The sequence below is a fragment of the Lacticaseibacillus parakribbianus genome (genome assembly GCF_025490915.1).
GTDB classification, from domain to species: Bacteria; Bacillota; Bacilli; order Lactobacillales; family Lactobacillaceae; genus Lacticaseibacillus; species Lacticaseibacillus parakribbianus.
This window is the reverse complement of sequence record NZ_JANQBA010000001.1, coordinates 387799-412177: the sequence shown is the minus strand read 5'-3', so window position 1 is coordinate 412177 and position 24379 is coordinate 387799. Positions and strand designations below refer to the sequence as shown.

Below are 24379 nucleotides of genomic sequence, written 5' to 3'. Positions count from 1 at the left end.
TGAACGTTCGGGAATCGGCTACAGCGCCGCGAGGTCCCGGGCGTGGGCGACCAGGTGGGCCAGCCGGTCGCCTTGGCGGCGAATCTCGGCCGGGCCGGCCTGGGGCAGGGTGAAGTGCGTGGTCATTTTGTGGGGATCAAAGTCCGGCGTCGCGCTGACCAGCGAGTAAAAGACGTTCTCGTCTTCGCTTTCGGGGATCTGGCGCAGCGTGTAGTCGCTCACCTTGGCGTCTTCAGGCAGGTGCAAGAGGAAATCGGCGAGGACGCGGTAGGCGTAGTAGACGGTTTCCTCGTAGGTGACGCCAACGGCCTGGGCGTGGGGGACGTTCACAAAGTTGATCTCGTAACCGTGGGCAGTTTTGGCGTTACGCGCGGCAAAGTAGAATCGTTGGGTCGTCTTAACCATGGGGGTCCCATCCTTTCATTACGTAACATTATAACGCGGTTAAAAAGTCTGTGCAAGTTATTAAGATTCTTTAATCAAATGACAGCGCCACCGGTTTTTTTCGGCGCAAGTCTTGCAAACGCGCGGTTGGTTCGGTATACTCGTTCTTGTTGTTGCGGTTGTAGTTTAGTGGTAAAACTCCAGCTTCCCAAGCTGGCGTCGCGAGTTCGATTCTCGTCAACCGCTTTTGGACTGGTGCGAAGGCGCCAGTTTTTTGTTACACGGGTCATCCCGGCCGTTGAGAGCGAGGATGCCGTGGCAGGGGTCCAGTGAGGTCGCGGTCGGTGCGAGCGGCCCTCCTGCGCGGCGGCGAGCGCTTGAGGCACATCTGAATAATCGAGTGGGCTTAGCGCCAACAAGAGTGGTACCGCGGGGTGACTCGTCTCTTTCAATTGAATTTGGAAGCGATGGGTCTTTTTTTGAGGAGGAAAACACATGGACTTTAAGCAAACAGTCAGCGCCGCCTTGCAGGCCGCGCTGGGCACGGATCTGGACGCCGCGACGATCGACGCGGCGATCGAAACGCCCAAGACGTCGGACCTCGGCGATTACGCCTTTCCGACCTTCGCCTTGGCCAAGCTGTACCACAAGGCACCCAAGGCGATCGCCGCGGAGCTTGCCGCCAAGATCGACGCCACCCCGTTCCAGGAGGTGCGAGCCGTCGGCGGCTACGTCAACTTCTTTTTGGACAAGGTCAGCTACGCCCATGCCGTTTTGACCACGATCGCCCAGGACCCGGCCCATTACGGCGAGCAGCAGCTGGGGGCCGGCAACGTGCCGATCGACATGAGCAGCCCCAACATCGCCAAGCCGATGAGCATGGGGCACCTGCGCTCGACCGTGATCGGTAACGCCTTGGCCAACATCCTGACCAAGGTCGGCTACAGCCCGATCAAGATCAACCACCTCGGCGACTGGGGGACTCAGTTCGGCAAGTTGATCGTGGCCTACCGCAAGTGGGGCGCCGAGGCCGACGTCAAAAAGGACCCGATCCACTACCTGGTTCAGTACTACGTGCAGTTTCACGAGGAGGCCGAAAAAGACCCGAGCCTGGACGACCAGGCCCGGGCGGTGTTCAAGCAGCTTGAAGACGGCGATCCGGAGGTCCACGCCTTGTGGCAGTGGTTCCGCGACGAATCACTCAAGGAATTCACCCGCATCTACGATATGCTCGGTGTGTCCTTTGACTCGTTCAACGGCGAGGCCTTCTACAACGACAAGATGGACGGCGTGGTGCAAGAGCTTGAAGACAAGCACCTGCTCAAGGAGAGCCAAGGCGCCGAAATCGTCGACCTCAGCGCCTACGACCTGAACCCAGCTTTGATCAAGAAGTCCGACGGCGCGACGCTTTACATGACCCGCGACCTCGCCGCGGCGTTTTACCGCCACCAGCAGTACGACTTCGTGCAGTCTTTGTACGTGGTCGGTGGCGAGCAGCGCGAACACTTCGACCAGCTCAAGGCCGTGATTAAGGAAATGGGCTACGACTGGGCCGATGACATCCACCACATCCCGTTTGGACTGATCACCTCCGGCGGCAAGAAGCTGTCGACGCGCAAGGGCAACATCATTTTGCTGGAGCGGGTTTTGAATGACGCGATTGCGCTGGCCAAGCAGCAGATTGCCGAAAAGCACCCGGACCTCGCCAATGCCGACCAAGTCGCGCATGAGGTCGGTGTCGGCGCCGTGATTTTCCACGACCTCAAAAACGAGCGGCTGGACAGCTTCGACTTCAACCTCGAGGAAGTCGTGCGGTTCGAGGGCGAAACCGGGCCTTACGTCCAGTACACCAACGCCCGGGCCAACAGCATCCTGAACAAGACCGCGGTGAAACCGGCCGCCGAGGTCGCCTTGACCGACGCCTCGGCCTGGGACGTCCTGAAGCTTCTGGGCGATTACCCGAACGTGATCGCCCGGGCGGCCAAGGCCTACGAGCCGTCGGTGGTGGCCAAGTACGCGTTGCGGCTGGCCAAGGCCTTCAACAAGTACTACGCCAACACCAAGGTGCTGGTTGACGACGCCGAGCTGCCGGCTCGCCTCGCCATGGTCAAGGCCACCTCGAGCGTGTTGACCGCCGCGCTGGCGCTGTTGGGCGTCGCCGCGCCGGCCGAGATGTAAGGCGGTGGGCCGATGAACAAGACGGAGCGACAAACGGCCCTGGCGCGAATCATCAACCAAAAGGCCATCGGCACCCAAGACGAGCTGCTGACGGCGTTGCGCGAGGCCGGTATCGACGCGACCCAGGCGACGATCTCACGAGACATTCGCGAGATGCGCGTGATTAAGGCCCAAGATGCGACCGGCACCGTTCGCTACACGCTGTACCGCGGCGACTCACAGTCGCAACTCGAGCGGCTGGGCGACTCCATCCGCGAGGTGGGGCTTGGCATCACCCGCGTCGAGTTCCTGAACGTGATCAAGACCCTGCCGAGCAATGGCAACCTGCTGGCGGCGATTCTCGATGAGATCAAGTTTCCCCAGGTGGTCGGCACCGTCGCCGGGCACGACACCATCGTGGTGATCAGCCCAAGCGTTGAGGCCGCAATCTGGTTCAACAAGCAGTACCAAAAGGCCTTCGCCTAATGCAAAGCGCGGCCCCTTCCAAAACCGGAAGGGGCCGCGTTTTTGCCAACGGCTGGGTCAAAACGGCACGGGCATCTCAGCCGTGCGGCGGCAGTCGGTCAGCGGCTGAATGAAGCTCAGCGAATCGGCGTGAAGCATCAGCCGCGGCGTGGCGTCAGTGGCCGGACCGTACAGCGGGTCGCCCAGAATCGGGTAGCCGAGGCTGGCCAGGTGAACCCGCAGCTGGTGGGTGCGGCCGGTTTCAAGCGTTAGCCGAACGCGGCAGGCCGTCGCGTCTCGGGCCAGCACCCGGTAGTGCGTGACGGCGGGTAGGCCGGTTGGCGTGACCAGGCGCTTGCGCTTGTCTGCGGGGTCCGGCCCAATCGGCGCCTCAATGGTGCCGCTGGCCGGCAGGCCCGGTCGCACCAGGGCGACGTAGCGCCGCGCCGCGGTTTTGTCGCCCAGCTCCTGGTTCAAGATGGCCTGCGTCAGCGGGTCCTTGGCAATCAAGGTCAACCCGGAGGTCAGCATGTCCAGCCGGTGGGTGATGTAGGCCGGCGTCGGCGCCAGGTAGGCGGCGACGCGGTTCATCAGGGTGCCGGTTTCACCCGGCTGGTTGGGGTGGGGCTTCATGCCGGCGGGTTTGGCCACCACCAGCAGCTGGGCGTCCTCGTAGACCACCTCAAGCGGTCCAGGGTCTAGCTGGTAGTGCGGTGCGGTCGGCGGCGTCAAGGTCAGGCTGACGCTGGCACCGGCGGCGACGGGTTCGTTGAAGTTGCGGTAGGCCCCGTCGATTCGCACGGTTTTGGCCACCCGCAGCGCGTGGCGCGTGGTTTTGGGGACGCGCCAGGCGGTGAGCAGGGCGCGAACCGAGGCGGCCGGGGCGGTGGTGGTGGCGGTTAAGTGAAAGACAGGCATGGGAACTCCTTTATTGAGATTGTTAAAAATCGGCCTCAAGCACGACGGGGCCGGGCTTTGTCTGTGCTAGAATAGGCTCATTATGTGAAAGGGGGCGCGTGTGTGCTCAAGCAATTCTGGTCGGCGATCCGACCTTACCTCGCCAAGGCAGGCGGCGCAATCGCCTGGCTGTTTCGGCGCTTTCAGCTGATTCGCTGGGGTATTTTGATTGTGCTCCTGACCGTGCTCGGCCTGTCGACGTGGTTCACCTACAAGGCCAAAACCGCCGATGTGCAGGAGATCAAGTCCAGCATGCAGACGCGAACCACCTATTACGATCAAGACGGCAAGCTCGCCGGCACCATGTACGGGCAAAAAGGCACGTACGTCGACCTCAAGGACATCTCGGTCAACGTCCAAAACGCGGTGATCGCCACCGAGGACCGCAGCTTCTATCACAACTGGGGTTTTGACATCAAGGGCATCTTGCGGGCCGTCGTCGCGCTGGTCCTCAACCGCGGCCAAATTACCGGCGGCGGTAGCACCATCACCCAGCAGCTCGCCAAAAACACGCTGCTGTCGCAAAAACAGACGTTTCTGCGCAAGGGCCAGGAGATTTTCCTGGCGGTTCAGCTAACCAAAGTGTACTCTAAGCAGGACATTTTGGCGATGTACCTGAACAACGCGTACTTCGGCAACGGCGTCTGGGGGGTTCAAGACGCGTCCAAGCGCTATTTCGGCAAATCGGCCTCCGCCCTGTCGGCCAGCGAAGGCGCGACGCTCGCGGCCATGCTGCGCAGCCCCAGCTACTACAATCCGATCGATCACATGGACCACGCCGTCTCCCGCCGCAACCTGGTCTTGGACCTTGAGGTAGCGACCGGCAAGCTGACGGCCACGCAGGCCGCGGCGGAGAAGCAAAAGGCGCTGACGCTCAAGGACACCTACACCACCGACAACGCGCAGAAGTACCCGTACTTCGTGGATTCGGTCATCGAAGAGGCCCGCAACAAGTACGGCATCGACGAAGACGCGATTGTCAACAAGGGCTACAAGATCTACACCACCTTGAACACCACCTATCAGACCCAGATGCAGGCGAGCTTTGACAACGGCTGGAACTTCCCGGCCAACGCCGCAGACGGCACCAAGGCCCAGGCCAGCTCCGTGGCCGTCGACCCCAACACCGGTGGCGTCTTGGCGGTGGTCGGCTCGCGGGGGCCGCACGTTTACCTGGGCTTCAACTACGCCACGCAGCTGCAGCGCTCGCCGGGTTCGACGCTCAAGCCGATGATGGTCTACACCACGGCGCTTGAAAACGGCTATTCCTACGACTCGACGCTGACCGACAAGAAGCTCAGCTACGGCAAGGACAACTACACGCCGACCAACGTCGATGGCATCTACCGCGGGTCGGTGCCGATGTACACGGCGCTGGCCGATTCGCTCAACGCGCCGGCGGTGTGGCTGATGAATCAGCTGGGCATCGACAAGGGGGTTGCCGAGCTGTCGCGCTTTGGCATCACGCTCAAAAAGGGGGACCAACACCAGCTGTCGACGGTGCTGGGCGGGGTGGCCAGCGGCTACTCGCCGCTGACCATGGCCCGGGCCTACAGCGTCTTTGCCAACGGTGGCAGCCTGCCGACCACCCACTTCATCACCCGTATCGTGGATGCCACCGGCCGCACCATCGTCGACAACACCAAGACGACGACCAAGCGCATCATCTCAAAAAGCGTCGCCAAGGAAATGACCAGCATGATGATCGGCACCTTCGCCGATGGCACCGGTCGCGCCGCCGCCCCGAGCGGCTACACGATCGCCGGCAAAACCGGCACGGTGGAGATTCCTAGCAGCTGGGGCTCTGGCACTCACGACAGCTGGGTGATCGGCTACACGCCGGACATCGTCGTGGCCACCTGGAGCGGGTTTGCCAACTCGGATGCCAAGCACTTCCTGGCGCCTGGCAGCTCGAGTGCCACGCTGTTCAAATCGCAGATGCAAAACATTTTGCCCTACACGCCAAAGACCGCCTTTGACACTAAGGACGCCAAGGCCCGCGCGACGCTGCAGACGCCGAATGCCGCAGACAGCGGCAGCGACGTGTGGGGGAGCCTGCAAGAAGGCATTCAAAATGGCATCGATTCGGCCAAAGATACCGTCAGCGGATGGTATAATGACATCAAGGGTTGGTTCAACTGACCCAAGCGGCATGGCCGCGACAATGAGGAGGGCCTTATGGCAAACGTTTACGATACGGCGAACCAGCTGGCGGCGGATCTCCGCCAAAGCCAGCAGTTCCTGGACTTGAAGAAGTCCTACGACATGCTCAAGCTTGACGCGGTGGCTTACGCGCTGTTCAAGCAGTTCCAGGACCTGCAGACGGATCTGCAGCAAAAGCAGATGCAAGGCGTTGAGATCACCCAGGAGATGGTTCAGCCGCTGCAAGACCTCGGCCAAAAGATGCAAAACATCCAGCCGATTCAGGACCTGATGGCCAAGGAACAGGCGCTGTCCGTCATGATGGATGACCTGAACCAGGTGATTGCCCAGCCAATCGCCGAGCTGTACCAAGACAAGCAGTAATTGCAAGCGCCAGGGTCTCATGGACCCGGGCGCTTTTGCGTTGTCCGTCAATTGTGGCCGCGCCGGGGAACTGGTAGAATAAGGGCAAGGCTTAAGAAAAGGTGACGACATGGCAAAACAAATTTTTGATTACCAAAACGGCGACGAGGTCAAGCTGGCGGTGCTGGTCAAGGGCGCAGACGTTCGCATGGCCAAAAGCGGCAAGAAATTCATCGCGTTCACGTTCCAGGACCCGTCCGGCCACATCACGGCCAAGTTCTGGGATGCAACCGAAGACGATATTCAGCAGTTCAAGCCGGGCGAGGTCGTGCTGTTGACCGGCAAGCGCGAGCTATACCAAAACAACCCGCAGATCAAGCTGTACAGCCTGCGCCTGGCCACGCAGGAGGAGGGCAACGACCCGGCGGCCTACATGGAGCGGGCGCCCGAAACCGCGGCCGACATGGGCGAGGAGCTCAACAACTTCATCTTCGAGATCACCAACGCTAACTGGAACCGCGTGGTCAGAAAGCTGTTGGCCGACAACCGCCAGGCCTTTTTGACCTACCCGGCGGCCAAGTCCAACCACCACGCCTTCGCCGGCGGCCTGGCCTGCCACACCCTGAGCATTTTGCGCCTGGCCAAGGGTGTGGCGGCGCAGTACAAGGCGGTCAACAAGTCGCTGCTTTACGCCGGCGCGATTCTCCACGACTTGGGCAAAACCATTGAGCTCACCGGTCCCACCGCCACCGAGTACACCGTGGAAGGCAACCTGATTGGCCACATCGTGCTGGTCGACGAGGCGTTGGTGGCGGCCGCGACGCAGCTCAAAATCGACATCCACGCCGAGGACATGGTGCTGTTGCGCCACATGATTTTGGCCCATCACGGCCTGCTGGAGTACGGCAGCCCGGTGCGGCCGCAACTCTTGGAGGCGCAGATCCTGCACGACCTCGACGAGCTGGATGCCAGTGTCAACATGATGACCACGGTCTACCAGCACGTGGAGCCCGGCACCTTCTCCGAGCGGCTGTTCGGCATGGATAACCGCCGCTTCTACCGCCCGACCAACGGGCAGACTTACCCGGACCCGCACTAAAATCAAGCCAAGCCCCGGTCGCTTCTGAAGACCCGCCAATCGTCTGATGATTGGCAGCGTCCTCAGGCAGCGAACGGGGCCTTTTTGGCGTCACCGGGTCAGTTGGGGCAAACAAAAACCCCATCGCGGGGATGGGGTTCAGCTTGCTTAGTTGGAGGCAGCCGCGGAGGAAGAGTTGCTCAGGTACGTGGAGAGCACGTTCTTCAGGTCGCTGTCTTTGATGTTGACCTTGGCCTTGACCAGAACCTTCTTGATGATGCCGGTCATGACGGTTTCGTCGCTTTGCCAAGTGGTGTAAAGCTGCTTGGTCAGCGTCTTCTTCAGGCTGGCTTCGGAACCCTTCTTCGGGGCCTTGATGGCGCGGATGATGTGGTAGCCGTAAGTCGTCTTGACCGGGGTGGTGGTGTACTCGCCGGTCTTGAGCTTGATGGCCGCCGCCTTGAAGGTCGCATCCAGCTGGGTGTCGGTGTTGTCAAAGGCGGTCAGCTTGCCGCCGTTGGACGCGGTCCCGGTATCCGTGGAGTACTTCTTGGCCAAGGTGGAGAAGTAAGCGGTGGTGTTCTTCTTCTTCAGCAGGTTGATGATCTCGGTGGCCTTGGACTTCTTGGCGACCAGGATGTGCTGAACGGTGATCTTCGGGTAGTAAGCCTTGTACTGCTTGTCCAGCTGCTTTTGGGTCGGCTTCTTGAGGTCCTTGAGCGCAACTTCGGACAGCAGGGAGGTCTTGATCTGATCCTTGAAGGACTTGGTGGTCAAGCTGGCCTGCGTCAGCGCGGCGGCGAAGTCTTGGCCCTGGGCCTCGTAGGACTTCTTGACCTTGTTGTACTGGGCGTTGACCTGCTTGGTCGTGACCTTCTTGCCGTACTGCTGCTCCAGGGCCTTTTGGACGATCATGTTCCGGAGGGTCGCTTCCCCGCCATCGCTAGAAGTCTTCATCTTCTCGTAGTACTCGTCCTTGGTGATCTTGGCGCCTTTCATGTTGGCAACCGTTGCGCTGCCGCTTGAGCAGCCCGCCAAGGCCGCTGCCAGAACTAAGCCAGCTAAGCCGGCGATCCATTTTTTCATCATGACACATCCTATATGTTTTGATTTTGCACGGTTTCAACTATAACACAAACGCCCAAAACGTGGGCTTTTTTCACAGAAGCTTCAAATTTGGCCGGCGGCATCCGCATCCGGCACCGCTTTTTCCAAGGTGTCGGCGATGGTGGTCAGGTGCTCCTCCAGGGCCTGGGTGTGGGCTTCGGTCTGAAAGCCAAAGTCGGTCACCGCGTCCTCAATTGCCGCCACGTTGGGCTCAAGCGTGGTGTGAATCGTGGCCTGAAGCGCCGTTGCCGCCTTGCCCAGGCGGGTGACGGCGGTGGCCACCGCGTCGGTTGCCCCAGTGACGTCATCGACGTAGCCGGCGATGGCCTGCTGGCGATCCGGCCCCGTTTTCTTGGCCGTCAACAGCCCGTACAAGGTGCCGGTGGCGACGCCGAGTAAGAATCCCGTTGTGAATTTCATCTCACGCACCAACCTTTGCGCGGATGCCGGCGGCGACAGCCTCGAGCTGCGCCGGCGTGTAATCCTGGGTGTGGTCGCCGAAGTGAATGCTGAAGTCATCGGCGGTCGAGTAGCGCGGAATCAGGTGAATATGGGAGTGAAAGACGCTTTGGTAGGCGACCTCGCCGTTGTTGTTGAGGACGTTCAGCCCCTCGATCCGCGGGTCGCTGGCCTTGATCGCCCGGGCAATCTTGGGCAGGCGGGCGAACACCGCGGCGGCCAGGTCGGCGTCGTAGGCGAACAGATCCGGCACGTGAACCTTGGGCACCACCAGGGTGTGGCCCGGGGTGGCCTGGCTGATGTCCAGGAACGCCAGGACGGTGTCGTCTTCGTAGACCTTCACGCTGGGAATTTCGCCCGCGATGATTTTACAAAAAATGCAATCTGACATGCGTTTTCCTCTTTTCCTCGAATCACTGGCTGAGTGAGAATTTGATTTGATTTCATGCTATCATAAAAGTAACCGAAATCACAGACGAAAGCAGGTTCACACATGACCTTAACGCTGACAGACGTGACTGGTGGCTACGGCAACCTTCCAGTCCTCAAGCACCTGAGCTTCACCGTCCCGGATGGCCAGATTGTCGGGCTGATCGGCCTGAACGGGGCTGGGAAGTCCACCACCATCAAGCATATCATCGGGCTTTTGACCCCGACCGGCGGCAGCATCGCGATCGACGACACGACCCTGGCGCAGGACGCGGATGCCTACCGCCGCGCCATCGCCTACGTGCCGGAGACGCCGGTGTTGTACCCGGAGCTGACGCTGCGCGAACACTTGGAGCTGACCATGATGGCTTACGACCTGGAGCAGGCGGCGGCCTGGCCTCGGGCCGACGCGATGCTGGCGAAGTTTCGCCTGGCCAACAAGCTGGATTGGTTCCCGGCCAAGTTCTCCAAGGGCATGAAGCAAAAGGTGATGATCGTCGCCGCCTTCATGGCCGAGGCCAAGCTGACCATCATCGATGAGCCCTTCACCGGCCTGGACCCGCTGGCGGTTCACGACCTCTTGGACCTGGTGGCGGCGCGGAAGGCGGCCGGCGGGGCGGTTTTGATGTCGACGCACATTTTGGCCACGGCCGAGCAGCACGCGGATGCCTTCGTGCTGCTTAAGGACGGCCAGGTTCGCGCCAGCGGCAGCAAGGCCGCGCTGCAACAGGCCTTTGGCATGCCAGGGGCCAGCCTGGACGACCTGTACATGGCGATGACGAAAGAGGCAAGCAATGGGTGAACTGTGGCGCGGCCGGTTGCGCCGGCATCAAAAAACGCAATTCAAGTACCTGCAGTTCGTCTTCAACGACCACTTCGTCTTGGTGCTGGTGATTCTGGCCGGGGCGCTGCTTTACGGCTACTCGCAGCTGGTCAAGACGCTGGCGGTGACCTGGTGGCTGCGGCCCTTGCTGGCCCTGATTCTCAGCGGCCTGCTGAGTCTGGGTAGCCTGGCGTCTTTGGCCCAGGCCGCCGACGCGACCTTCCTGCTGCCGCAAACCGGTGCGTTCGCCAAGCTGCTGTTGAAGGCGCGGCGCTACAGTCTGCTGTTGCCACTGGCGGTTTTGGCACTGGCCGCGGTGGCCACCGCGCCGATGCTTCAGGTGCTGGGACTTGAGCCGCTCGTGGGGGCGGGGTTGTTGGCCCTGGCGCTTTGGGCCTTCAAGGATGTGGATCTGTGGCTGCAGCTGCTGCGCTTTTACCCCGCCTTTTTGCCACGCTGGGCGAACCGCTGGCTGCTTTTGGCCCTCGCCTTTGTGGCCAGTTGCGCCGGGCTGTGGCTGCACCCGGTGATTACCGCCGCGGTGGCGCTGATTCTCGACTTGACGCTGCGCTGGCAGATCGGCGATCACTTCGATGCCGCCGGTTTGAACTGGCTTTCGCTGATCGGCTTTGAGGAGCGGCGGCAGGGGCGGCTGTACCGCTTCTACAACCTCTTCACCGACGTGCCGGGGTTGGGCGGCGGGGTTCGCCGCCGCCGCTACCTCGACAGCCTGTTGCGCCTGGTGCCCAAGACGCATGCCCACACCTGGGGGTTTCTCTACCTGCGCGGGTTTCTGCGCCGCACCGAGTTCTCGGGGCTAGTGGTGCGGCTGTGGGTGATCGGCGCCGTGGTGCTGACCTTGGCCAAGCCGCTGTGGCTGGTGGCGCTTTTGGCCGCGCTGTTCGTCTACCTGGTCGGCTTTCAGCTGCTGCCTTTGGCCAAGGCCTCAGACGACATCGTGTTCACCCACCTGTACCCGGTCGGCCAGGCGGCAAAGGCCGCGGCGTTTGGCCACCTGACGCTTGGCGTGTTGCTACTGCTGGCGGTGGGCCAAAGCCTCGGGCTGCTGGCGCTTGGGCGCTTGGCCGCCGCCGGGGTGGCGCTTGGCGGCGGCGCGGCCTTGGCCGTTGCCTTTGCGGTGTGGTACGTGCCGCTGCGCCTGGGCAAGCAACCGCGCTAGCTTTTCGCGCGAAACGCCTTGACGTCGGGCGTTATTCGTGTAAGATTATTGTAGGAAATTAGTCAAACGACTCTTGTCGGGATACGCATTCTGCGCCGCGAGTAGGCCAGTCCTGCGGCACTCGAACCAAGGAGAAGCCTATGGATCTAGATTTAGAGCCCGGGTGGTCGCTGCAGCCAGTTGGCGGCACCACCGGCGGGGCCTTTATGGGCGTTTTTGCCCACGAGAAATTCTTTTTAAAACGCAATGCGTCCCCCTTCTTGGCGGCCTTATCCGTTGAGGGCATCACGCCCAAACTGATTTGGACCAAACGCATTTCAACCGGCGATGTGCTGACGGCGCAGGAGTGGCTCAACGGCCGCACCCTGACCCGCGAGCAGATGAATACCCCGATGGTGGCAGGGCTGTTGGCCAAGGTTCACCGCTCGACGCTGCTCAAGCGCATGCTTCAAAAAGTCGGCGGCCTGACCCAAACGCCCGAGCAGCTTCGCGCCCAGTACGTCGCGGACCTGCCCCAGGCGTTGCGCAAGCATCCCTTGGTGCTGGACGTGTCCAAGCGCCTGCGCCAGTTGCCGCCGCGGCCCCGGACCCTGTGGGTCTGCCACGGCGATCTCAACCACAAGAACTGGCTTTTGTCGGACGCCGAGAAGCTCTACTTGGTCGACTGGGACCAAGCCAGCCTGGGTGACATCGCCTTTGACCTCTCGGTGGTGCTGATCAATTACGTGCCTCGCGCCGAGTGGGGGGCGTGGCTGGCCGCGTACGGCACGCCGCTGTCGGCCGACCTGCTGGCTCGCATCGAGTGGTACGGGCAGCTGCACCTGCTCAACGAGATCAAGCGCAACTACGAAAAGCAGCGCTACACCGAAATGAATCGCGCCTTGCTGCAGTTATCGCAGCTGGTGGCCAAATGAAACTCGCGGGCTGTGTCGTCTCGGCACAGCCCGTCTCTTATGTTCAGACTGGAGGACATCATGCGTTTACGAAACAAGCCTTGGGCAGCCCCGCTGATTGCGGCGCATCCCGAGTACATCACCGTCGCCCCCGTTGGGATGCCGGGCAAGTGGCAGGCCAAGTTTGCGGTTAGCCAGCCGCTTTTTCTCGAAGTGGGCTCCGGCAAGGGCAAGTTCATCACGGACATGGCCCAGGCCCATCCCGATCAGAACTTCATCGCCTTGGAGATTCAGGAGGTGGCGATCGCCTACATCCTGCGCAAGCAAGTCGAGCTGAAGCTGCCCAACCTGCAGTTGATTCTGGGCGACGGCGCGGATCTGACCGATTACTTCGCCCCGGCCGAGGTCGCCGGCGTCTTCTTGAACTTCTCCGATCCCTGGCCGAAGTCCAAGCACGTCAAAAGACGCCTGACCTACGCCAGCTTCTTGGCGCAGTACCAGGCGATCATGGCGCCAGGTGGCAGTCTTCAGTTCAAAACCGACAACCAGGGGTTCTTCGAGTACTCGCTGGTCAGCATGAACAACTTCGGCATGCAGTTCGACTTAGTGGCGCTTGACGTGCATCAGGATCCGCGCATCGTCGCCAACGTCGAAACCGAGTACGAGCACAAGTTCTCGGCCAAGGGCGGCCGCATCCACGAGCTGGTCGCACACTTCAAGAACGCTTGAGCGACAGCAGCTCACCGGATTGACTGACGGTGAAGGCGAAGGTGTTGTTGGCGGTGGTGATGCCGCCGCGGTAGGTGGCCACCAGGTGGTCTGCCACCCAGCCGGCGTCCGGCGTCATGTTGATCCAGCCGCCGGTTCGCGTGGTCGAATCGGCGATCTGCGCACTGACTTGTTTGAACAGGCGGTTGGGCAGAAAGTGGTGCCAGTAATAGGCGTAAGCGCGGGTCGTCGCGAAGCTGGCGGCGGTGGCCACCAGCGCGGCGGCCGCGACGTAATGCAGACGTTTGGCCATGTGAGTCCCTCTTTTCTGTGGTTGCACTAATTATAATCCAGAAGTACACTGGCTGCATTGTCAAACGCGCCGAAATCGTGTATGATTCACTTGTAAAACGTAAGTGAAAGGACGAGGACTATGCAAAAATTTGATTCCAACGAGAAGATTCTGGCCGCGGCCAACGCCGCCGGCAAGAAGATGCTGTTCTTCAGCGCCGACTGGTGCCCGGATTGCACCTTCATCAAGCCGGCGATGCCGGCGATTGAGGCCGAGTACCCGGATTACCAGTTCATCTACGTCGACCGCGACGAGAACATCGACATCGCCCAGGACAAGGGCGTCATGGGCATCCCAAGCTTCATCGCCCTCGAAGACGGCAAGGAAATCGGCCGCTTCGTCAACGGCGACCGCAAGACCCGCCAGGAAGTTGAGACGTTCATCAACGGCCTGCCGGCTTAATTAAGGAGGAAACGACACTAATGTTGATCACCAGTGTGAACCAGTTGGCGTGGGGCGACACCCTCGTGGCCGTGCTTGGCCCGGACACCGCGGCGCAAACCACCCGGACGGCCGAGGACATCGTGGGCATTTACGATGAAACGGGCGCGGCCTTGGGCTTCAATTTTTTCCACGCCAGTCAGTGGGTTGGACCGCTCGCCCAAGCCGGTCAGGTTTTCCTGACCGAAGCGCAGGTTGCGGCGCTGAATGAGGCACTGCAACAGGCGGGGCTCGAGGGCACGCTCGCGGTCGACGGCTCGCACCTGGTGATCGGCAAGATTGTCGGCTTTGAGCCGCACCCGGATTCCGACCACCTGCACATCACGCAGGTGGACCTGGGCGACCGCACCGAGCAGATTGTGTGCGGGGCCCCGAATGCTGCGCTTGGACAAACCGTGGTTGCGGCGCTGCCTGGCACCATGATGCCGGACGGCAAGCTGATCTGGCCCGGCGAGCTGCGCGGGGTGGCCTCAGCCGGGATGCTTTGCGCCGCCCGTGAGCTTGCGATTCCCGGGGCGCCGACTCAGCGTGGCATCTTGATTATGCCCGACGACTTGGCCGCCGGCACCCCGTACGACGCGGCGCTGGCTGCGCAGGTCGTCGCCGCGCAGCAGCACTAGTTCCACCATACCGCCGACTGGTTTCGGCGGTTTTTTGATTGGGGCCGGGCAACCTATGTTAAAATTGGGTCATTAGTGAAAATGGGAGTTGATGAGATGCCGCACTACGACGGTCCGGCGTTCAACCGGGAACCACAAAAAATTGAGCCGGCGTATCCGCTGCCCAAGCGCATGCAACGGGAGCCGAAACCGCATCAGACCACAACGGCGGCGGCAAGCGAGCCGGCAGGGACGGCGGGGCGCCATTCGATTGACCCCTTGGCGGCCCTGATTGCGGTGCCCAAAAGCCACCACCGCACCAAGCGGCCGGCAATCGACTACGCCGCCATCGTGACGACGCTGCGGCCGACCGCGGCCGACCTGTTTCTGATTGAAACCGCCGCCGCAGCTGCGACCATTCCGGCCGCCCCTGTGGCCGGTGCGGCCGTTGCAACGGTTGACGCGCTGACAGACACTGGCACCGCCGCCCCAGTCGCCTCACCTGCGGCCGGGCAAGCGGCGGTGACCACGCAGCCGGCCACCGTTGCGGTAGGGGAGGCCGCGCCAACCGCGTCGCCAGCCACCGTGGTGGCGGCGACGCCGGCAGCCGAAACGCCGGCAGCCGAAACGCCGGCAGCCGAAACGCCGGCAGCCGAAACGCCGGCAGCCGAAACGCCGGCAGCCGAAACGCCGGCAGCCGAAACGCCGGCAGCCGAAACGCCGGTGACCGCAACGGTGACCGAGCTGCTTGCGGCGGGTCAGCCGCTGCCCACTGATCCGGAGCTGAAGTCGGAGCGGCGTGAGCACCCACTGCAGCGGCCGTCCAAGCTGCCGAATCCCTATGCCGTGCGGAATTCCGTTCGTGACTACCTGAAGGCCAAGAAAGCGGCCAAAAAGGGCCAGGCGGCCGCTGGCCCAGCGCGTGAGCGGCCGGCGGGAGCACCGGCCTTTCAACCGCTGACGTCGCCGGTGGGCACCCCGGTTCAGGCCCAGAGACCTGTCACTGACCCTGACCAAGCGCCGTCAGCGGCCACGGCCGCCGGACGACCGTCGGCTTCCCCGGAAGACGCGGCAGCCGACGTCGCCACGCTGCCGCCAAGTGCGGCCGCAGTGACGTCGCACGAGGCCAATCCGCAGCCCGATTCGCCGTCTCACCCGCAGCCTGAGTCACACCCCGCGGCCGCGCCGTCAACGACTGCGGCCGCACAGTCGCCACAATCCACGCCGTCTCACCCGCAGGCGGCCGCGGCCGGCGAGGCGGCGCAAGCGCCATACCAGATGCCGCCGCTGAGCCTGCTGGCCGATCCGGTGGTGGAGGACCACGCGGCGCTTGAGGGCTGGGTTACGGCTAAGGCGGCCCAGCTGGACGAGACGCTGAGCGCTTTTCACGTTGAGGCGCATACGGTGGCCCACACCGTCGGGCCGACCGTGACGCAGTTTCAAGTCGCGCTTGAGCCCGGGGTCAAGGTCAACAAGATCACCAACTTGACCGATGACTTGAAGCTCGCCTTGGCCGCCAAGGACATTCGCATCGAGGCGCCGATTCCCGGCAAATCGACGGTTGGCATCGAAATTCCCAACCTGCACCCGCGGCCGGTGATGCTCAAGGAGGTCCTGAACTCGCCGCAGTTCCAAGACGCGGCGTCGCCTTTGACGGTGGCGCTTGGGGTTGACTTGTTCGGCCAGCCTCAGGTCACCACGCTGGACAAAATGCCGCACGGGCTGATCGCCGGGGCCACCGGTTCCGGGAAGTCCGTGTTCATCAACTCGCTTTTGACGTCGCTGTTGTACAAGGCGACGCCACAGCAAGTGCGGCTGCTTTTGATCGACCCCAAGGCGGTGGAGCTTGCCGTCTACAACGGGCTGCCCCACCTGGTCTCGCCGGTGGTGTCCGATCCCAAGGCCGCCAGCGCGGCCCTGAAGTGGGCGGTCGACGAGATGGAGGAACGCTACCAAAAGCTGGCCGCGGCCGGGGCTCGCAACCTCAAGCAGTTCAACGAAATGGCGGCGGCTCACGGCGACTTTGGGCTGATGCTGCCGCACATTGTGATCATCGTCGACGAACTGGCCGACTTGATGATGGTGGCGGCTTCGGAGTTCCAAGACTACATCGCCCGAATCACGGCCAAGGCCCGGGCGGCCGGGATTCACCTGATTGTCGCGACGCAGCGGCCGTCCGTGGACGTGATCACCGGGACCATCAAGAACAACATTCCGACCCGCATTGCCTTCATGGTGGCCAGCCAAGTCGACTCACGGACCATCATCGACCACAACGGAGCCGAGCGTTTGCTGGGCAAAGGTGATATGCTATACCTTGGCAACGGCGCCAGTCAGCCGATTCGGCTGCAGGGGACGTTCGTCGACCGCGAAATCGAGGCCGTCGTCGCCTTCGTCAAGCAGCAGCGAGCGCCGCAGTACCTGTTTATGCCCGACAAGCTGGTCGCCCACGCCAACGCCGTTGAGGCGCAAGACGCGCTTTTCCCCGAGGTCTTGAAGTACCTGGTTGGGGAGAAAAACGTTTCGACATCGAAGCTGCAGCGCGTTTTTTCCATCGGGTACAACCGCGCCGCCAACCTCATCGACGAACTGGAGATGCGCCACTACATCTCGCCGGCCAACGGCTCCAAGCCGCGCGACGTCTACTTCAACAAGGAAGACCTGCCGGATCCAATCGATTAATCCGCACAGTAAGAGGGGAACACATTTTGACAGAAACTGATTACTTCATCGGCATCAAGGGCTCGGGCATGAGTGCCTTAGCCGAGATCTTGCACGACCTGGGCCACCACGTCCTGGGCTCCGACATCACCCAGTACACCTTCACCCAGCGCGGTCTGGCCGCGGCCGGCATCGAGATGCTGCCGTTCGACCCGGCCAACATCAAGCCGGGTTATACCATCATCTGCGGCAACTCCTTCACGGATGAGCATCCCGAAGTGCAGGCGGCCAAGCGCCTGGGCCTGCCGTTTTACCGCTACCACGAGTACCTCGGCAAGCTGCTGGCCAACTACACCAGCATCGGCGTTGCCGGGGCTCACGGCAAGACCAGCACCACCGGGCTTTTGGCGCATACCTTGAGCGGCATCGACAAGACCTCTTACCTGATCGGCGATGGCACCGGCAAGGGGACGCCGGACTCCAAGTTCTTCGTCTTTGAGGCCGATGAGTACCGCCGCCACTTCCTGGCCTACTCGCCGGATTACCTGATCATGACCAACATCGACTTCGATCACCCGGATTACTACACCGGCATCGAAGACGTTTACTCGGCCTTCGAGGCGGAGGGCAAGCAGGTCAAAAAGGCGATTTTTGCCTGGGGCGACGATCCGTGGCTGCGCAAGCTGGACGTCGATGTGCCGGTGTACTACTACGGTGAAAAGGACACGGACGACTTCGTGGCCAAAAACATCAGCCGCACCACCACGGGCTCGAGCTTCGACGCCTTTCACGAGGGCAAGCTGATCGGTCACTTCTTCGTGCCGCTGTTCGGTGACCACAGCGTGTTGAACGCGCTGGCCGTGGTCGCCGTCGGCTTCACCGAAAAGCTGGACGCCGATTACATCGCCCGGGAGCTGGCCAGCTTCGCCGGGGTCAAGCGCCGCTTCTCCGAAAAGACCATGGGCAACGCCGTGATCATCGACGACTACGCGCATCACCCAAGCGAGATCAAGGCGACCCTTGACGCCGCGCGGCAGAAGTACCCGGACAAGCAGGTCGTGGCGGTTTTCCAGCCGCACACCTTCTCGCGAACCATCGCCTACCTCGACGAGTTCGCCGAGACCCTGAGTGCCGCCGATGCCGTGTACATCACGCCGATTTTCAGCTCGGCGCGTGAGCAGTCCGGCAGCGTCTCGGCCGAAGACCTCGCCGCCAAGATCAAGCAGGGCGGCCACGTCATCGCGCTTGCCGACATGTCGCCGCTTTTGGACTACGACAACGCGGCCTTCGTCTTCATGGGGGCCGGCGACATCCAAAAATACGAGGTCGCCTTCGAAAACCTTCTGTCCGATGTCTCACCCAAGGCCAACTAGCGCCTGACCCAAAAAGCCACCACACCGGTGGCTTTTTGGGTTGCCAAGGGAGACGCCGCGAACCCGGCGCGGCCGGTGACCGCACCGGTTGCCGTTCTTGCGGCCGGTCTTGCTGCTGGCGAAATCGGTCTAAGGTCCGGCTGACAAATTGGGGCAAGCTGGTATAATGGGTGTTATAACAACGAAGAGAGGACTGATACGATGGAAGAACGTCGTGTTGTCAATGAAACTGGCGTGGCGGGCTTTTTCAACCGCGTGTACGCAACCGTGGGGGTCGGCATCGGGGTCACCGGGCTGATCTCCTACCTGCTGGGCAGCGTGTTTCAGACCCAGTACCTGAACGCGATTAACCAGCACCCGGTGGTGTTTTACGTGTTGATGCTGCTGCCTTTGATCCTGTCGTTTGTGATCAATAACAAGGCGGCCCGCACCAACACCAGCTACGCCACGGTGGTGTACTTGCTGATCACCGCCGCGTTCGGCTTCACCTACGCGTCGATCTGGCTGATCTACCCGACGGCCAACATCACCGCCGCGCTGTTCACCACCGCCATCGTCTTCGTGTCGATGTCGGTGTTCGGCCGCATCACCAACCGCGACCTGAGCCGGCCCGGCGCCATCGCCGGCACCGCCTTGTGGGGCGTGATCCTGATGAGCCTGGCTAACATGTTCTTCATGCACTCAAGCGGCATGAGCCTGCTCATCGCCTACGCCATCTTAGTCATCTTCATCATCTTGACGGCCTGGGACAACCAGGCGCTCAAGCGGATGTACCTGACCGCCGATGCCAGCGGCCAGGCGACCTACAGCATGGGGGCCTTGGCGGTTCAAGGCGCCTTGATGCTTTACCTGGACTTTCTCAACCTGTTTCTGGCGATTCTCCAGATTTTCGGCGGCTCCGACCGCAACTGAGTGTAGACTTCGACCGCGCCGCTTCGGCGCGGTTTTTTGGTGTCTGGGCCCAAGGCGTTGACCCGTTGCGTCGGCCGACGTGGTCGGTGGGGGCCTCTGGCATTGGGCCGGACCGGCGAGCGGTCACCTGGATTTTGGCGGCGGCGAGCGGCCGCGCCTTGCCCGGCATGTTACAATGGCAGTAGACAGATGGAGGGACTTATGGCGAAAGAAAAATTACTGCTGATCGACGGAAGCTCGGTCGCATTCCGCGCGTTTTACGCGCTTTACAACCAACTCGATCGCTTCACCAACAGCGAAGGCCTGCACACCAACGCGGTTTTTGCGTTCAACAACATGCTGGACAACATTGTGAGCAAGGTCAAGCCCGACCGGATTCTGGTCGCCTTCGACAAAAGCGGCGGGACCTTTCGCACCAAGATGTTCGACGACTACAAGGGTAACCGCGACAAGGCGCCCAGCGAGCTTTTGGAGCAGCTGCCCTTGATCCACGAGATGATCGAAGACCACGGCATGGCGCATTACGCGCTTCAAGACTACGAGGCCGACGACATCATCGGCACCTTGGCCAAGCAGGCGGAAGCGGCCGGCATGACCACGGTGATCGTGACCGGCGACCGCGACTTGACGCAGCTGGCCACCGCTCACGTGACGGTGCAGGTGACCAAAAAAGGCGTCGCCGAGCTTGAGGCCTACACCCCGGTTTACATGCAAGAGAAGCTGGGCATCACGCCGCGGCAGCTGATCGACCTCAAGGGGCTGATGGGCGACACCTCCGATAATTACCCCGGGGTCACCAAGGTGGGGGAGAAAACGGCGCTGAAGCTGCTCGGCCAGTTCGGCTCCATCGAAAACCTCTACGCCAACCTCGACGAGCTCAAGCCCAGCAAGATGAAGGAGAACCTGATCAACGACCGGGACAACGCCTTTTTGAGCAAGCGGCTCGCCACCATCCTGCAGGACGCGCCGCTTGCCATCGGCCTGGACGACATTCGCTACACCGGGCCAGACATCGAGGCGCTGCGCGGCCTGTTCACGCGGCTTGACATGCGCCAGGCGCTGGCCAAGCTGCCGGCTGCCGCGGCAGCCGACGGCGAGGCGGTCCCAGCGGTCGTGGCGCCGGAGTACACCGTGCTGACCGACGCGAACCTCGCTGTGCTGCCGACCACCGAAGGGCCGGTGGCCTTTGAGCTGGAGATGCTGACGGAGAACTACCACGTCGCTGAGCCAATCGGCTTTGTGATCGCGGCCGGCGACCGAATCTGGGTCAGCCCCGACGCGACGCTGTTGACCACGCCGGCGCTTCGCGACTGGCTGGGCCGGCATGCCCTGACCGTGTTTGACGCCAAGCGCAACCTGGTCGCGGCGGCGCGGCTGGGGGTCACGCTTGGGCCCATCGACTTTGACGCGCTGTTGGCCTCGTACCTCTTGAACCCGGACCAAAACAGCAACGACTTCGGCCAGATTGCCCAGGACCACGACTACCAGCTGCCCTTCGACGCCGATGTTTACGGCACCGGCGCCAAGCGGGCGGTGCCAGAGGAGGCCGTGTTGTTCACCCACCTGGCGCAAAAGGCCAAGGCCCTGCTGGCGCTTAGGCCGCACCTTAACCAGGACCTGGCGGATCAGGACGAAACCGCCTTGTTCACCGACCTGGAGCTGCCGCTGGCCAAGGTGCTTGCGCGAATGGAAATCGCCGGCATTCACTTGGACCAGCCGGTGCTGCGCAAGATGGGCGACGAATGGACCGCCAGCATGCACGTGTTGGAGGAGAAGATTTACGGCGAGGCCGGGCTGACCTTCAACCTGAACTCGCCCAAGCAGCTCGGTGAGGTGTTGTTCGAAAAACTCAAGCTGCCGGTGATCAAGAAAACCAAAACCGGCTACTCGACCTCCGTTGAGGTGCTGGAGCAGCTGCAAGACGCCAGCCCGATTGTTCAAGACATCTTGGACTACCGCACGGTGGCCAAGCTGCAGTCGACCTACGTCGCCGGTCTGATCAAGGCGGTTTTGCCGGACGGCAAGATTCACACCCGCTACCTGCAGACGCTGACGCAAACCGGGCGGCTCTCGTCGGTCGACCCGAATATGCAAAACATTCCGGCTCGCGGCGTGGGCAAGCAGGTGCGTCAGGCCTTCGTGCCATCGCACCCCGGCTGGGAGATTTTCTCCAGCGATTATTCCCAAATCGAGCTGCGGGTGCTGGCCCACATTTCCGGTGACGCCAACATGCAGGAGGCCTTCAAGGAAGACCGCGACATCCACGCCAACACCGCGATGAAAATCTTTGGGCTGACCAGCCCGGATCAGGTCACGCCGGACATGCGCCGGCAGGCCAAGGCGACCAACTTCGGGATTGTCTACGGCATCAGCGACTTCGGGCTGGCCAAGAACATCGGCATCACCCGCAAGCAGGCCAAGGCCTTCATCGACGGTTACTTCGAGCAGTACCCGCAGGTTCACGACTACATGGAACGGATGGTGGCGGTTGCGCGGGAGCAAGGATACGTCGAGACGCTGTTTCACCGGCGGCGCTACCTGGCGCAGATTCACTCGAAAAACTTCAACCTGCGCCAGTTCGCCGAACGCACGGCGATGAACACGCCGATTCAAGGCAGCGCGGCCGACATCATCAAGGTCGCGATGATTCGGATGCAGCAGATGCTCGATGAGAACCACCTGCAGTCGCGCATGCTGCTGCAGGTTCACGACGAGCTGATTTTCGAGGGCCCGGCGGCTGAAATGCCGCGCCTGGCGGAGCTGGTGCCCAAGGTGATGGACTCGGCGGTCGCCTTGGCCGTGCCGCTGAAGGTGGAAAGCCACTACGGCGCCACCTGGTTTGACGCGAAGTAAAGGAGGACGCCTTGCCAGAATTACCAGAAGTTGAGAATGTTAGGCGGGGGCTGACCAAGCTGATCGTCGGCCGCAAGGTGGAGGCCATCGGCACCGACTGGGCCAAGATTCTGGTCGGTGGCCTGGCAGCCTTTCAAACCGCCTTGATCGGCGCGACCATCACCGGCATCGACCGCCGCGGCAAGTACCTGCTGCTGCGCTTTGACAACGGCGTGACGTTGGTGTCGCACCTGCGCATGGAAGGCAAGTACCAGCTGGTCGCCGACCCCGCGGTCTCGCACGACCGCTTCGTGCATGTCTGGTTCACCTTTGAAGACGGCCACGAGCTGCGCTACCACGACATGCGCAAGTTCGGCCGAATGCAGCTGGTCGAGACCGGCCGAGAGGAACAGGTGGTCGCCGGCCTGGCCAAAATGGGGCCGGAGCCGACCGCTGAGAGTTTTGACGCCGCGGCGTTTTACGCGACGGTTCACAAGCGCAAGGCGCCGATCAAGTCGGTGATCTTGGACCAAAGCGTGGTGGCCGGGGTCGGCAACATCTACGCCGATGAGACGCTGTGGCACGGCCGGCTGAACCCGGCGCAGCCGGCCAACACGCTGACGCGAGCGGAAACCACGCGGCTGCACGACGCGATCATCGAGATTCTCGGCGCCGCCACCGCGCTTGGCGGCACCTCGGTTCACACGTTCCTGGACGCGACCGGCCAGCGCGGCGGCTTTCAGGAGCGGCTGCACGTCTACGACCGGGAGAACACCCCGTGCGATCGTTGCCAGACCACGATCGTCAAGACCAAAGTGGGCCAGCGCGGGACGCATTACTGTCCCCACTGCCAGCCCTTAAGGAAGCGAAAAGCACAATGACTTACTTGCTCGGTTTGACCGGCGGCATCGCCACCGGCAAAAGCACGGTGGCGGCCGTCTTCAGGCGGTTGGGCTGCCCGGTGGTCGATGCCGACGTGATCGCCCGGGAGATTGTCCTGCCGGGGCGCCCGGCGCTTGCGGCCATCGCCGCCGCATTCGGTGCCGACATGATTCGCCCGGATGGCACCCTCGATCGCCGGCGGCTCGGGGACCTGGTGTTCAACGACTCGGGCAAGCTCGCCCAGCTCAACGCCATCGATCACCCGTACCTGCGAGCGGCGATCAACGACGCGCTGGCCGAGGCCAAGGCGTCGGGCTGCCCGGTGGCGGTGGGGGAGATTCCCCTGCTGTACGAGACCCATTACGAAGACGCCTTCGACGGGGTGGCGGTGGTCACGCTGCCGCCGCATGTGCAACTGGAGCGGCTGATGGCCCGAGACGGGCTGACCAAGGCGGCGGCGCTTGCGCGGATCAACGCGCAGATGCCGTTGGCGGAGAAAATCGCCCGGGCCGATTACCTGATCGACAACTCGCAAGGCGAGCTGATTCGCGGCCAGCAGGTGCGCCAGCTTTTGGCACAGCTCAGCCGGCCCGAGGCCTGAGTTGCCGGTGTTTCTGAACTGTTGTCCTGAAACAGGTGCCACACTACATGTGGCGTGTTATAATGTGGTATCAACTACAAAGAGGGTGGCCTTTTGCAATGCCCACATTGTCATCACAACAGCTCGCGGGTCGTTGACTCGCGGCCCACTGACGGCGGCCGTGCGATTCGGCGGCGCCGCGAGTGCGAGAACTGCGGGTTTCGCTTCACCAGCTTCGAGCGGGTGGAGCAAACGCCGTTGTTGGTCATCAAGAAGAACGGCACCCGCGAGGAGTTCAACCGCGAGAAGATTCTCAAGGGCCTGATTCGCGCCGCCGAGAAGCGGCCGGTCACCATGGAACAGATGCAGTCGATTGTCGAAGGCGTGGAGAACAAGCTGCGGGCGATCGGGGAAAACGAGGTCTCAAGCCAGGCCATCGGCGAGTACGTGATGAAGCAGCTCGCCGACGTCGACGACGTGGCCTACATCCGCTTTGCCAGCGTGTACCGGCAGTTCAAGGACATGTCGGTCTTCATGCAGGAGCTGCAGGACATGATGAAGAAGGAAAAGCAGTCCAAAAAATAGGCGTTGGCGATTGCGCC

24 protein-coding genes and 1 tRNA gene are annotated in these 24379 nt (G+C 62.1%); 19 read left to right on the top strand and 6 right to left on the bottom strand.

The window, feature by feature from the left end; translation table 11 throughout:
* Positions 1 to 18: 18 nt before the first annotated feature.
* Positions 19 to 405: a hypothetical protein gene (locus NUH19_RS01955; protein ID WP_262314866.1), complete on the bottom strand. Its 387-nt coding sequence runs from the start codon at positions 403 to 405 to the stop codon at positions 19 to 21.
* 154 nt (positions 406 to 559) lie between these two features.
* Between NUH19_RS01955 and NUH19_RS01950 the strand changes: the two genes are divergently transcribed.
* The 3 genes from NUH19_RS01950 (at position 560) to NUH19_RS01940 (ending at position 3027) form a co-directional block, all read left to right on the top strand.
* Positions 560 to 630: transfer RNA gene (locus NUH19_RS01950), tRNA-Gly, on the top strand.
* 249 nt (positions 631 to 879) lie between these two features.
* A complete protein-coding gene (gene argS, locus NUH19_RS01945; RefSeq protein ID WP_262314865.1) occupies positions 880 to 2562 on the top strand; it encodes an arginine--tRNA ligase in 1683 nt (560 codons plus the stop codon).
* 12 nt (positions 2563 to 2574) lie between these two features.
* On the top strand, positions 2575 to 3027 hold the full coding sequence (locus tag NUH19_RS01940; RefSeq protein WP_262314864.1) for an arginine repressor: 453 nt from the start codon (positions 2575 to 2577) through the stop codon (positions 3025 to 3027).
* Between the two features lie 57 nt (positions 3028 to 3084).
* On the opposite strand, the gene NUH19_RS01935 is transcribed toward NUH19_RS01940, so the two are convergent.
* Positions 3085 to 3924, bottom strand: a complete 840-nt coding sequence (locus tag NUH19_RS01935) for an RluA family pseudouridine synthase (RefSeq protein ID WP_262314863.1) — start codon at positions 3922 to 3924, stop codon at positions 3085 to 3087.
* A 102-nt stretch (positions 3925 to 4026) separates the two neighbouring features.
* Here NUH19_RS01935 and NUH19_RS01930 point away from each other — a divergent pair, with 102 nt between their 5' ends.
* From NUH19_RS01930 to NUH19_RS01920, 3 genes are all read left to right on the top strand, one after another.
* The gene (locus NUH19_RS01930) at positions 4027 to 6105 is read left to right on the top strand and encodes a PBP1A family penicillin-binding protein (protein ID WP_420844657.1); all 2079 of its coding nucleotides are present in this window, start codon (positions 4027 to 4029) and stop codon (positions 6103 to 6105) included.
* A gap of 36 nt (positions 6106 to 6141) precedes the next feature.
* On the top strand, positions 6142 to 6489 hold the full coding sequence (locus NUH19_RS01925; protein WP_262314862.1) for a YlbF family regulator: 348 nt from the start codon (positions 6142 to 6144) through the stop codon (positions 6487 to 6489).
* A gap of 109 nt (positions 6490 to 6598) precedes the next feature.
* Positions 6599 to 7567: a 3'-5' exoribonuclease YhaM family protein gene (locus tag NUH19_RS01920; RefSeq protein ID WP_262314861.1), complete on the top strand. Its 969-nt coding sequence runs from the start codon at positions 6599 to 6601 to the stop codon at positions 7565 to 7567.
* Between the two features lie 147 nt (positions 7568 to 7714).
* Here NUH19_RS01920 and NUH19_RS01915 read toward each other — a convergent pair whose 3' ends face one another.
* From NUH19_RS01915 to NUH19_RS01905, 3 genes are all read right to left on the bottom strand, one after another.
* A complete protein-coding gene (locus NUH19_RS01915) occupies positions 7715 to 8632 on the bottom strand; it encodes a peptidylprolyl isomerase (protein WP_262314860.1) in 918 nt (305 codons plus the stop codon).
* A gap of 84 nt (positions 8633 to 8716) precedes the next feature.
* A complete protein-coding gene (locus NUH19_RS01910) occupies positions 8717 to 9073 on the bottom strand; it encodes a YtxH domain-containing protein (protein WP_262314859.1) in 357 nt (118 codons plus the stop codon).
* 1 nt (position 9074) lies between these two features.
* Positions 9075 to 9503, bottom strand: coding sequence for an HIT family protein (locus NUH19_RS01905; RefSeq protein ID WP_262314858.1), 429 nt, complete (start codon positions 9501 to 9503; stop codon positions 9075 to 9077).
* A 102-nt stretch (positions 9504 to 9605) separates the two neighbouring features.
* On the opposite strand from NUH19_RS01905, the gene NUH19_RS01900 reads away from it, so the two are divergent.
* From NUH19_RS01900 to trmB, 4 genes are all read left to right on the top strand, one after another.
* Entirely contained in the window at positions 9606 to 10343 is a 738-nt protein-coding gene (locus tag NUH19_RS01900; RefSeq protein WP_262314857.1) for an ABC transporter ATP-binding protein, read from the top strand.
* Positions 10336 to 11544, top strand: coding sequence for an ABC transporter permease (locus tag NUH19_RS01895; protein ID WP_262314856.1), 1209 nt, complete (start codon positions 10336 to 10338; stop codon positions 11542 to 11544). Before NUH19_RS01900 ends, NUH19_RS01895 begins: the two co-directional genes overlap by 8 nt.
* A gap of 140 nt (positions 11545 to 11684) precedes the next feature.
* Positions 11685 to 12458 carry a phosphotransferase family protein gene (locus NUH19_RS01890; protein WP_262314855.1) on the top strand — a complete coding sequence of 258 codons (774 nt, stop codon included), beginning with the start codon at positions 11685 to 11687 and terminating at the stop codon, positions 12456 to 12458.
* A gap of 60 nt (positions 12459 to 12518) precedes the next feature.
* Complete coding sequence (trmB, locus tag NUH19_RS01885; RefSeq protein WP_262314854.1) at positions 12519 to 13166, top strand: tRNA (guanosine(46)-N7)-methyltransferase TrmB; 648 nt, start codon at positions 12519 to 12521, stop codon at positions 13164 to 13166.
* On the opposite strand, the gene NUH19_RS01880 is transcribed toward trmB, so the two are convergent.
* Positions 13153 to 13458, bottom strand: a complete 306-nt coding sequence (locus tag NUH19_RS01880; protein WP_262314853.1) for a hypothetical protein — start codon at positions 13456 to 13458, stop codon at positions 13153 to 13155. The two genes, trmB and NUH19_RS01880, sit on opposite strands and share 14 nt — an antisense overlap.
* A gap of 120 nt (positions 13459 to 13578) precedes the next feature.
* On the opposite strand from NUH19_RS01880, the gene NUH19_RS01875 reads away from it, so the two are divergent.
* The 9 genes from NUH19_RS01875 (at position 13579) to nrdR (ending at position 24362) form a co-directional block, all read left to right on the top strand.
* The gene (locus NUH19_RS01875; RefSeq protein ID WP_262314852.1) at positions 13579 to 13899 is read left to right on the top strand and encodes a thioredoxin family protein; all 321 of its coding nucleotides are present in this window, start codon (positions 13579 to 13581) and stop codon (positions 13897 to 13899) included.
* Between the two features lie 20 nt (positions 13900 to 13919).
* Positions 13920 to 14558 carry a YtpR family tRNA-binding protein gene (gene ytpR / locus NUH19_RS01870; protein ID WP_262314851.1) on the top strand — a complete coding sequence of 213 codons (639 nt, stop codon included), beginning with the start codon at positions 13920 to 13922 and terminating at the stop codon, positions 14556 to 14558.
* A gap of 96 nt (positions 14559 to 14654) precedes the next feature.
* A complete protein-coding gene (locus NUH19_RS13220) occupies positions 14655 to 17219 on the top strand; it encodes a DNA translocase FtsK (RefSeq protein ID WP_262314850.1) in 2565 nt (854 codons plus the stop codon).
* 26 nt (positions 17220 to 17245) lie between these two features.
* The gene (murC, locus tag NUH19_RS01860; protein ID WP_262314849.1) at positions 17246 to 18571 is read left to right on the top strand and encodes a UDP-N-acetylmuramate--L-alanine ligase; all 1326 of its coding nucleotides are present in this window, start codon (positions 17246 to 17248) and stop codon (positions 18569 to 18571) included.
* Between the two features lie 201 nt (positions 18572 to 18772).
* Positions 18773 to 19483: a Bax inhibitor-1/YccA family protein gene (locus NUH19_RS01855; protein WP_262314848.1), complete on the top strand. Its 711-nt coding sequence runs from the start codon at positions 18773 to 18775 to the stop codon at positions 19481 to 19483.
* A gap of 201 nt (positions 19484 to 19684) precedes the next feature.
* On the top strand, positions 19685 to 22336 hold the full coding sequence (gene polA / locus NUH19_RS01850; RefSeq protein ID WP_262314847.1) for a DNA polymerase I: 2652 nt from the start codon (positions 19685 to 19687) through the stop codon (positions 22334 to 22336).
* 11 nt (positions 22337 to 22347) lie between these two features.
* Entirely contained in the window at positions 22348 to 23196 is an 849-nt protein-coding gene (mutM, locus tag NUH19_RS01845; protein ID WP_262314846.1) for a DNA-formamidopyrimidine glycosylase, read from the top strand.
* A complete protein-coding gene (gene coaE, locus NUH19_RS01840) occupies positions 23193 to 23798 on the top strand; it encodes a dephospho-CoA kinase (RefSeq protein WP_262314845.1) in 606 nt (201 codons plus the stop codon). The genes mutM and coaE overlap by 4 nt, the downstream gene beginning before the upstream one ends.
* 93 nt (positions 23799 to 23891) lie before the next feature.
* Positions 23892 to 24362 carry a transcriptional regulator NrdR gene (nrdR, locus tag NUH19_RS01835; protein WP_262314844.1) on the top strand — a complete coding sequence of 157 codons (471 nt, stop codon included), beginning with the start codon at positions 23892 to 23894 and terminating at the stop codon, positions 24360 to 24362.
* Positions 24363 to 24379 lie beyond the last annotated feature (17 nt).